The organism is Rhizobium sp. P2_G2 (assembly GCF_056403555.1).
This window is the reverse complement of sequence record NZ_JBFUFF010000156.1, coordinates 1-10669: the sequence shown is the minus strand read 5'-3', so window position 1 is coordinate 10669 and position 10669 is coordinate 1. Positions and strand designations below refer to the sequence as shown.

At 61.8% G+C, this 10669-nt stretch carries 6 protein-coding genes; 2 read left to right on the top strand and 4 right to left on the bottom strand.

Annotated features, from left to right (window positions below):
• From AC1D06_RS39865 to AC1D06_RS39850, 4 genes are all read right to left on the bottom strand, one after another.
• The coding region (locus AC1D06_RS39865; protein ID WP_477991029.1) for an MFS transporter at nt 1-600 on the bottom strand (600 nt) is incomplete at its 3' end.
• The gene (locus AC1D06_RS39860; RefSeq protein ID WP_477991028.1) at nt 593-1633 is read right to left on the bottom strand and encodes an aldo/keto reductase; all 1041 of its coding nucleotides are present in this window, start codon (nt 1631-1633) and stop codon (nt 593-595) included. The genes AC1D06_RS39865 and AC1D06_RS39860, both read right to left, overlap by 8 nt.
• Before the next feature lie 208 nt (nt 1634-1841).
• Nucleotides 1842-7169, bottom strand: a complete 5328-nt coding sequence (locus tag AC1D06_RS39855; protein ID WP_477991027.1) for a beta strand repeat-containing protein — start codon at nt 7167-7169, stop codon at nt 1842-1844.
• 186 nt (nt 7170-7355) lie between these two features.
• Nucleotides 7356-7610 (bottom strand): hypothetical protein, encoded by a 255-nt coding sequence (locus AC1D06_RS39850; RefSeq protein ID WP_477991026.1) that lies wholly within the window; start codon nt 7608-7610, stop codon nt 7356-7358.
• Nucleotides 7611-7696: 86 nt separating this feature from the next.
• Here AC1D06_RS39850 and AC1D06_RS39845 point away from each other — a divergent pair, with 86 nt between their 5' ends.
• Nucleotides 7697-8197: a cupin domain-containing protein gene (locus tag AC1D06_RS39845; RefSeq protein ID WP_477991025.1), complete on the top strand. Its 501-nt coding sequence runs from the start codon at nt 7697-7699 to the stop codon at nt 8195-8197.
• A gap of 235 nt (nt 8198-8432) precedes the next feature.
• The gene (locus AC1D06_RS39840; protein WP_477991024.1) at nt 8433-10037 is read left to right on the top strand and encodes an inorganic phosphate transporter; all 1605 of its coding nucleotides are present in this window, start codon (nt 8433-8435) and stop codon (nt 10035-10037) included.
• The last annotated feature ends 632 nt before the right edge of the window (nt 10038-10669 follow it).

Below are 10669 nucleotides of genomic sequence, written 5' to 3'. Positions count from 1 at the left end.
GGATTTCGGTCTGTGCTCCGGCAGCATCCGGTAGAGTGCCACGCCAATCGCCACCATCACCACGGCCGACGCATAGAAGACGGCACGCCATCCAAAGCTTGCGGCGATGAACAGCGATATCGGCCGCGCCAGCATGATTCCCGTCAGGAGGCCGGACATGACATTGCCGACCGCCCTGCCCCGCCGTTCAATCGGCACGAGGTGGGCCACCAGAGGTATCAGCACCTGCGCGCCGGTTGAACAGAGGCCGATCAGGAATGCTGCAAGAAAGAAGGGGGCGATGGATGTCGACGCCGCCATGCCGATCAAGCTGAAGACGGTGATCGTCAGTGTCGTCAGCACCAGCTTGCGGCTTTCGACGAGATCGGAAAGCGAGACCAGGAAGAACAGGCCCAGCCCATAGCCGATTTGCGTGACCGAAACGATCGAACCCGCAAATGCCGGGCTGACCTTCAGGTCCGGACCGATCTGCGAGATCAGCGGCTGGGCATAATAGAGATTGGCAACCAGCGAGCCGACGGCGGTCGCGACCGTGAACAGCAATGCGGCCGACGGTTCCCCCACGGCCGGCTTGAGTTGAACCTCAATCGCCTCAGCCATTGCTGGCCTTCAGGCGGGCGAGCTGCGCTTCGCCCTGGCGCTCGAACATCCAGCCGGGATATTCGCTCGGCAGCTTGCTGACGTCGTCAAGCTTGGTCATTTCCTCCGGCGTCAGGATGATGTCGACAGCGGCGAGGTTGTCGTCGAGCTGCTCGGTGTTCTTGGCGCCGATGATCACCGACATGACAAACTGTTTGTTGAGCACATAGGCCAGCGCAATGCGAGCGATCGAGACACCGCGTGCGTCGGCGATCTCGCGCATCACGTCGATGCAGTCGAAGGCGCGGTCCTTGTTGAGCGGCGGAAAGTCGAAGGCGGCGCGGCGGGCGTCGTTCGGGCCGCCGCCATCGCGCTGGTATTTACCCGAAAGGAAGCCGCCGGCGAGCGGGCTCCAGACCATCAGGCCGAGCTTCTCTTCGTTGAGCAGCGGTACGATTTCGCGTTCGAGGTCGCGGCCGGCGATGGTGTAGTAAGCCTGCAGCGTCACCGGACGGTTCCAGCCATGCTTGTCTGCGATGCCGATCGCCTTGGCGATGCGCCAGGCGGCCCAGTTGGAAATGCCCCAATAGCGGACATGGCCCTGGCTCACCAGGTCCTCCATCGCCCGTACCGTCTCCTCGACCGGGGTGATCGGGTCGGTGCCATGGATCTGGTAGAGGTCGATATAGTCGGTGCCGAGCCGCTTGAGGCTGGCCTTGACGCCGGCCATGATGTGGCCGCGCGAGGCGCCGCTGTCGTTGCGGGCCTGGCCGGTGGTGCCGAAGACCTTGGTCGCCAGGACGATATCGGAGCGCAGGCGGCCGGAATTCTTCATCGCCTGGCCGGTGATCTCCTCCGACACGCCTTCGGAATAGACGTCGGCCGTGTCGATGAAATTGAYGCCGGCGTCCAGCGCGCGGGCGACGATGCCATCGGCGACCGACTGGTCGAGCGCGCCGATGTTGGTCCAAAAACCCTTGCCGCCGAAAGTCATCGTGCCGAGGCAGATCTCGGAAACGGCAAGGCCCGTGTTACCCAGTGTCTTGTAACGCATGTCGGATATCCCTGAGGTTGGGTTCGAAGTGCTGCACCGGACGCGGGCCACGGACGGGCCGAAGGGAAGGAAGCTCGGAGAACGAAGCGCCCCGATACAGCCGTGAGGTCATGTAGGTCGCATAATAAGAAGGGCAAGCCTTTTTATGGGCCTGCCCTTTCTTTTTCAAGATAGCGTTGCTTGCTGCGTCAATGACGCCGGTTGCTCGTCAACTCCAGCTGAAGTCGACGCTGGAGAGGTCGGCCGCAGCCACGCCCTTCATCAGGATCACCATGTCGGCCGTGCCGTTGCCGTCCACGTCGACATAAAGCTTGTGGCTGGCCGTATCCATATAGGCCTGGGAATTGCCGGCGCCGGAGAATGTCGACGACGAACCGAGATAGCTGAACGTGCCGCTGAGCAGTCCCTGGAAGACCAGTTTGTCGGTTCCGCCGAAGGCGAAATCCGTGATCGTGTCGAAAGCGGCGCTAGTCGACTGGCTGGAGCTGGTGAAGACGAAGGAGTCCGCACCGACGCCGCCGGTCAGCGTATCCGCGCCGAGGCCGCTGATCACCGTGTCGTCACCATCCTTGAGGTCGACGGTGGCGCCGACGCTGCCGCTGATGGCGATGTAGTTGATACCGGTGCTGCCCATGATCTGCTCGACATTGGCGATCGTCGCCGTGCCGGTGCCGAGGAAGGTGACATAGTCGGTGCCGCCGCCAAGATTGATATTGCCGTCGGAATAGCCGGCCGACAGTTGCAGCGAATCGTCGGCTGCGCCGCTGGTGATCGTCTCCACCGACGTCATCGTGGCCGTGACGCCGCCGCTGAAGGTGATCGAGTCGGCGCCCGAACCGAGACTGAAGGCTGCGCCGGTCGTGTCGGTGAGGATGGTGATCGTATCGGCAAAATTGCCGCCGGCGACCGAGTTGACGTGGCTCAGCGTCAGCGTATTGAGGAAATTGTCCAGCGTCACCGTGTTGTTGCCGGCGTCGAGATCCATCCAGACACCCTGTGCCGCACCGGAGAAGATGACACGGTCGTCACCGCCGTAGCCGACAATGCTTTCGACGCCGGACAGCGTCACCGTGTTGCCGGCGGTCGCGAGATCGAGCACATCATAACCGGTGCCGAGGTTGATGAAGCCGGCATAGGACGTGGTGCCGACGACGACGGTATCCGCGCCGGTGCCGCCGACCAGCGTCTCGATGCCGCCGATGGTCAGCGTATTGCCAAGCGCGCTCATGAGCGTGAGCTTGTCGCTGCCGTCACCGAGGAAGATCATGCCATTGGTCACCTGCGTCGAATAGGTGATCACGTCGGACTGCGTGCCGCCGGAGACCGATTCGATATTGGCGAAGGTGGCGGTTATGCCGACCGCGGACCAGTTGACGACGTCGCTGCCGGCACCGAGGTCAAGCAGGTTGATGGCGCCGGCGACATAGAGCGTCACCTTGTCGGCGCTGGCCGAGCCGATGATCGTTTCGGTGTCGCCGATGGTCAACGTGCCGCCGCCATTGGAGAAATCCAGGTAGTCGTTGCCGGTGCCCAGGCCGATGACGCCGCCGGTCCATCCGCCTTCGAGAATGATCGTGTCCGACAGCGATCCGCCGGAGATCGTCTCGGCATTGTCGATCGTCGCGGTATTGTTGAAGTTGGAGAAATTCACCTGGTCGTTGCCGGCGCCAAGATCAATCTCGCCGGTGGTGAATTGCTGGGTGAAGGTGATGACGTCGTTGCCGGAGCCGCCGCTGACCGATTCCGTCCCCATCAATGTCAGCGTTGCGCCGGTGGCGTTGATCGTCAACTGGTCATTGCCGGCGCCGAGGTCGATCGTGCCGCCGGTATAGGAGGTGCTCAACACGACATTGTCGTCGCCCGCGCCGCCGAGCACGGATTCGATATTGGCGATGGTGACGGTGTTGCCGCCGAAATAGAGGGTCAGTGAATCGCTGCCGGCGCCAAGGTCATACTGGCCGCCGTTCGACGAACCGAGCGTGATCCGATCGGCGCCCGCGCCGCCCTGGATGGATTCGACATTCGATACGGTGATCGTGCTGCCGAGATCGCTGACGATCAGCGTGTCGGTGCCGCCGGCAAGGTCATAGGCGCCCGCGGTCAGGGCAGAATTGATGCTGACCCTGTCATTGCCGGTCGAGCCGACGACATTTTCGACATTGATCAGCGTCACCGTTGTGTCGGTGGCGCCGAAATTGACAGTGTCGCTGCCGGTGCCGAGGTCGATGATCATGCCGGTAACGTCGCTCGTCAGCGTCACCACGTCGGCGAAATTGCCACCGAGCACCGATTCCACATGCGCAATCGTCGCCGTGTTGAGGAAGTTGCCGAAGACGACGGTGTCGGTGCCGGCATTGAGATCGATCTGCCCGCCGGTGAATTGCTGGCTGAAGGTAATGACATCGGAACCGGAGCCGCCGGACACCGATTCCGTGTTCATCAGCGTCAGCGTCGCACCGGTCGTGTTGACCACCAGCGTGTCGTTGCCGGCACCGAGATCGATGGTGCCGCCGGTGAATGGCGTGGCCAGGACGACCATGTCGTCGCCGGCGCCGCCCAGCACCGATTCGATATTGGAAATCGTCGCCGTATCGCCGCCGGAATAGAGGGTCAGCGAGTCGCTGCCGCCGCCGAAATCGAACTGGCCGCCGTTTGTCGAACCGAGCGTGATCCGCTCGACGCCGGCGCCGCCCTGGATCGACTCGGCGTTGGAAACGGTCAGCGTGGCGCCGACATCGGCCAGCATCAGCGTATCGTTGCCGGCGCCCATGTCATAGGAGCCTGCCGTCGGTGCCGAGGTGATGTAGACCACGTCATCGCCACCCGAACCCGTGACGGTCTCGACATTGATCAGGGTGATGGTGGTCGGCTGGCTGCCGAAAATGACGGTGTCGCCGCCGTTGCCGAGGTCGATGGTCGTTCCGGTGAGCACGCCCGACAGCGTAATCGTGTCGGACGAATTGCCGCCGAGCACGGATTCGACGCCGGCTATGGTGGCGGTATTGAGGTAGTTGCCGAAGATGACCGTATCGACGCCGTCGCCCAGTGATATCGTCGAGCCGGTAACGGACTGCGTGAAGGTCACCATGTCGTTGGCGCCGCCGGCGGTGACCGTCTCGACCGATGACAGCGTCACCGTGCCGCCGGTAATGTCGAGCGCAACCATATCGGTGCCGTCACCCAGGTCGAGCCGCATGCCGGAGACGGCCGCGCCGAGATAGATGACGTCGCTGTCGGTGGAGCCGGTCACCGTCTCGACGCCCGTCACGGTCACCGTGTTGTAGGCGGTGGTCGTCGACTCATCGAGGGTCAGGATGTCGCTGCCATCGCCGAGATCGATCTCGCCCTGGAAGGAATCGATCAGCGTGATGCTCTGGTTGTTGAGGTCGCCGGTGACGGTTTCGACATGCGAAATCGTGATCGTCGCCGTGGCGTTGACAATCAGGTTGTCGCTGCCGGCGCCGAGATCGATATTCATGCCGGTGAGCGTGCCGAGCAGCGTGATCGTATCCGAAAAGGCCGTGCCGGTGAGAGTCTCGACATTGGTGACGGTGATCGAGGCCCCGGAACTCATGCCCGAGAGATCGAGACTGTCGGCGCCGGTGCCGAGGTCGACAGTGCCGGATGTCATATCGCCGGTGATGAACACGGTATCGGCGGAGCGCCCGCCGGTAATCGTCTCGACACCGGACATGGTGATCAGGTTGACGAAATTTCCGAGCGTCACCCGGTCGGTGACGCCATAACCCAGCGTCACCAGACCGCCGCTGATCGCCGAGCCGAAGGTGATGGCGCTGGCCACGTCGGAACCGGCCGCACTGATCGTTTCGATGTTGAGCACCGTCAGCGTACCGCCGCCGTCGGAAATATCGAGCGTATCGTTGCCATCGCCGAGATTGATCGAAGGCACCGTCGCCGCGCCAGTGAAATAGACGACGTCATTACCCGCCTGGCCGATCAGGGTCTCGACGCCTGCGACGGTGACCGTGTTGCCGGTGCTGGCGAGCACCAGCGCATCGGAACCACCATTGAGGTTGACGGTGAACTCGCCGCCGGTTGGCTGGTCGCCGAGGATGACATAATCGCTGGCGCTGCCGCCGATGATCGTCTCGACCCCACTGACAGTCAGCGAGTTCGCGGCGGCCGCGAGCGTGAGGCTGTCGGCGCCGGCGCCGAGGTCGATCGTCGCGGCGGTCAAGGCTCGGGAGACAACGATCGTGTCATCGCCAGTACCAGCGGTGACCGTCTCGATCGCCGCGATGGTGAGCGAATTGTCGGCATTGGCGAGCTGGAGACTGTCCTTGCCGTCGCCGAGATCGATCAGGCCGCCTGTCATCTGGTCGCTGACAGTAATTGTGTCGGATTTGGTGCTGCCGATAACCGTCTCGACACCCAAAAGAGTCAGCGCATTGTCGAACTTCGCCAGGGTCAATTTATCGGCGCCATCGGCCAGGTCGATGTAGAGACCATTGGCTGCCGTGGCGAGCGTGATCAGATCCTTGCCGTCGTCGGTGCCGACGATCGTCTCGACATTGCTGACGGTCAAGGTGCCGCCGCCGTCGTCAAGGAAGAGCGCATCGGTGCCGGCGCCCATGTCGATGGTCGTGCCGGCGCCGGCAGTCTGAAGATAGATCCTATCGTTGCCGGTGCCGCCCTTGATGGTTTCGACATTATAGACAGAGACCGTGTCGGACTGATCGCTGAGCACCAGCTTGTCCTTGCCGGCGCCGAGGTCGAACTCGACATCGACTGCGCGGACGCCGATGGTGACGATATCGGTATTCGTTCCGCCGACCAGCGACTCCACATGTTCGACCGTCAGGCTGTTGGCAAAGCTGCCAAGCGTCAGGATGTCGTCGCCGCCGCCGAGGTCGATCGTGGTCTTGGCGGCAACCGAGGCAAGCGTGATATCGTCGTCGGAATTGCTGCCCGTGATCGTTTCGATATTGACCAGCGTGATCTCGGCCGCGGATTCGAAAGTGATACTGTCCTTGCCGGTTCCGAGGTCGATCTTGCCGCCATCGATCTCGTCCTGGACGGTGACGACGTCAGAGGAAGCGGCACCGACCAGCGTTTCGACGCCGGAAATGGTGAGGGTGTTGATAAAGGCGCCCAATGTTACCTTGTCGGCGCCGTCACCCAGATCGATCGTCGAGCCTGTGGCCTTGGACCCGAAGACGATGTTGTCGGTGTCATCACCGCCAATGATCGTTGCGATGTTATAGACCGTGAGGACATTGCCGTCGTCGCCAAGGACGAGTTTGTCGTCGTCGCCGGCGAGATCGATCTTGGCGCCCGCAACCTTGGTTTGGAACGTGACGATATCGGTGCCGCTCGAACCGAGGATGGATTCGATATTCGACACCTTGATGGTGTTGCCGATACCCTTGAGCTTCAAGGTGTCGCTGCCGCCCAGGAGATCGAGCGAGTCATTGTCGACCGACTGCGTCACCACGATGAGGTCTGCGCCGGTGGTGCCGGTGACGCTGCTGATGTCGGTGACGGTTTTCGTAAGACTGGTTACGGCTCTTGCCATCGTCATGATCCCTGTCTTGGCGGCCAGCATGAAAGCGGCCACGGCACGCGGGAACCCAATGGTCATCCCGTGCATGGTGGAGCGTTAAGGAAGTCTTAGTATTTGAAGCTGTGTCGAGGCTGGTCGCCGAGCCGCTATCCACCACCCATTTCGTTTTGGTACATTCTTAACCCGCCGCCGCTAAGCTCAGGCCAGGGGAACCGGGAACGCTGTTTTCCCTTTGCGATCAAAGGCGGCAGGACGTTGGTGCAAGCTCTCAAAACCCAAGACGACAGCGATGATCGCGCGGAAGCAGGCGCGCATCGGATCGAGGAAATCATCGACGCCTTTGACCACGTGCTCGAATCCCTCGATGAGATTCTGGCGCTGACCGAGCACGCCTTTCCCCTGGATTTCAAAGACGCAAATCGCTGAAGCCAGGACCGGCAACGACGGCTTCACAGACCATTGTCCCTGCCCGCTTGCAAGTTCGGCCGGATTGCGGCTTGATGTGTGGAACGCAACTCGCTCTGTCGCTGAGGCGCATGATGTCCGATCACACTGACGACCACGATCACGACCATTGGAAGCACAATGGCGTGCGCGTCATCAAGGGCGACCGGCTCGATGACAACACGCCGCAGACGCCCGGCATGCATCGCCAAGCCGCGATCACGCATGCCCGGGTCGGCGCACAAAAACTCTGGGCCGGCACGGTGACCATCCAGCCCGACGCCAAGACCGGTGTGCACCACCACGGCGCGCTGGAGAGCGTGATCTTCGTCGTGCGCGGCAGGGCGCGGATGCGCTGGGGCGATCGGCTCGAATATGTCGCCGAAGCCGAACCGGGCGACTTCATCTTCGTGCCGCCCTATGTGCCGCACCAGGAGATCAATGCCGATCCGGAGCAACCGCTCGAATGCGTGCTGGTGCGCTCGGATGATACGGCCGTGGTGGTCAACATCACCGATGTCGACCCGGTCGAGAAGCCCGAAACCGTCTACTGGGTCGACCCGATCCACAAGCATCCGGATGATCGCGGCGCGTAGCCGTCATAATTTTGTCATGGCGGTCTTCAGCGCGCTGCGTCTGGAAACGAATGCCACTTTGCCGCCAACCGATTGAGCCGGCTAAGGAATTTTATTTGACTTCTGTCAGGTCAGGCCGAGCCGGCGGCTAAACCGCGCGGAAAAATTCCCCAATCAATTCAAGCTGCCACACCACATTCACTGAATGGCTTTAGGGATTTGTTAATCCCGGGGATCGTCATTTGGAGTTGGGGATATGACAGATATAGCGTCCAAAGAACTTGAAGTTTCGCATCCCGAGCACCCGCTCGGCCGTCCGAGCCAGCTCGGCAACATCTTCCTGCCGGTGTTCGGCGTCATTCTGCTGATTGGCCTCGCCTATGTCGGCTACGCGCTCGGACACGACCTGACCGACGCACACGCCGTGCCGTGGATCTTCCTTGGCCTTGCGCTCCTGATCGCGCTCGGCTTCGAGTTCGTCAACGGCTTCCACGACACTGCGAACGCCGTGGCGACCGTCATCTATACCCGTTCGATGCCGGCGGAACTCGCCGTGATCTGGTCGGGCTTCTTCAACTTCCTTGGCGTCATCACGTCCAGCGGCGCCGTTGCTTTCGGTATCCTGTCGCTGCTGCCGGTCGAACTCATCCTGCAGGTCAGCTCCGGTTCGGGCCTCGCCATGGTGTTCGCACTGCTGATCGCGGCGATCATCTGGAACCTTGGCACCTGGCTCCTCGGCCTGCCGTCATCGAGCTCGCACACGCTGGTCGGTTCGATCATCGGCGTCGGCCTCGCCAACCAGTTCCTCGCTCCGACCGGCACCGCCACGTCAGGTGTCGACTGGTCGCAGGCGACCACGATCGGCCTGTCGCTGCTGCTCTCGCCGATCATCGGTTTCGGTCTTTCGGCCATCCTGCTGCTGCTGCTCAAGCTCGTCGTCCGCAACAAGGCGCTTTATGAAGAGCCGAAAGGCCACAAGCCGCCGCCGATCTGGATCCGTGGTCTGCTGGTCCTGACCTGCACCGGAGTCAGCTTCGCCCATGGCTCGAACGACGGCCAGAAGGGCATGGGCCTCATCATGCTCATCCTCATTGGCCTCGTGCCCACCGCCTTCGCGCTCAACCGCACGCCGGATGTCAACTATCTCGACGCCTATAAGACGACGTCGGCACAGGTCGAAACCGTGCTCGGCAAATATGCCAAGCCGGGCGTCACCATCACCGACTACAAAGCGGAAGTCAGCGGCGCGGTGAAGACCAAGACCTGGAAGGACCAGACCACGGTCGCACTGCAGCAATACATCCACAACACCAGCACCGAAGTCGCCAAGTATCCATCGCTGGAAAAGGTGCCGGGCGATCTGGTCGGCAACGTCCGCAACGACATCTACCTGATCGGTGAAGCATTGAAGCTGATCGACAAGAAGCAGCTTCTGCCGATGCAGGGCGCTGACCTCGATGCTGTGAAGGCCTATCACAAGTCGGTCGACAACGCGACGAAGTTCATCCCGCTCTGGGTCAAGGTCGCAGTCGCTCTAGCGCTCGGCCTCGGCACCATGGTCGGCTGGAAGCGCATCGTCGTCACCGTCGGCGAGAAGATCGGCAAGACCCACCTGACCTACGGCCAGGGCGCCGCTGCCGAAATGGTCGCGATGATCACCATCGAAGCTGCCGACCAGTTCGGCCTGCCGGTCTCGACCACCCATGTGCTATCCTCCGGCGTCGCCGGCACCATGGCCGCCAACGGCTCCGGTCTGCAGTGGTCGACGGTTCGCAACATGCTGCTCGCCTGGGTGTTGACCCTGCCGACCTCGATCGCGCTCTCCTTCACGCTGTTCGTGATCTTCCGCCAGGTGTTCTAAGCGGGCTTACGAAGAGTCCATTCAATGATTACGGGCGGCGCTGACAGGAATGTCGGCGCCGCCTGATTTTTTTCGGTGAAACGAATACTGCTCGAGCCGAGCTTTGAGCGAAACTACGTTCGCCGCAGTTGTCTCAACTCCGTGACGAGAATGCAGATATGAAAAACCGTTCACGCGACCGGCCTTCATCCGCATCTTGTCTATAGCGCGCCAAATTTCTTGCGTTGTGCTTGTGACGGACCCTTCGAGGCCCCATTCCGCTTCGCGTCATGGGACGCCTCAGGGTGAGGGGAGATTGGGACGCCCGTATTGCCACAAGCACTGTTGTAGCAGGGGGAGATTGTGGCGCGCGCGGCGGCCCCAACTACGGCCCTCACCCAGAGGCACTTTTTCAGCGCAGCCGGAAAAGTCTCGAAGGGTCCTGCCACAAACTGCATTGGGCGCCGTCGGCGCCCCAATCCCTCTGTTCTGAAATCGGCATAGGGGGCGATCGTATATGATCGCACCCCTGCCACACCACCCGGCATGCGGGTCCGCACCGGGCGGTTCGAGAGATTGAGGTCAGGTGAGTCTGGGCATTCCGAGTTGGTCTGCCCATTTGATCGTGAGGACGGTGTTGAGGAGTTTTGCGC

What these genes read in the sequence shown, in the direction of transcription:
- AC1D06_RS39855 (WP_477991027.1), bottom strand. Translation starts at nt 7,169, where the DNA reads ATGGCAAGAGCCGTAACCAGTCTTACGAAAACCGTCACCGACATCAGC.
- AC1D06_RS39845 (WP_477991025.1), top strand. Translation starts at nt 7,697, where the DNA reads ATGTCCGATCACACTGACGACCACGATCACGACCATTGGAAGCACAAT.
- AC1D06_RS39840 (WP_477991024.1), top strand. Translation starts at nt 8,433, where the DNA reads ATGACAGATATAGCGTCCAAAGAACTTGAAGTTTCGCATCCCGAGCAC.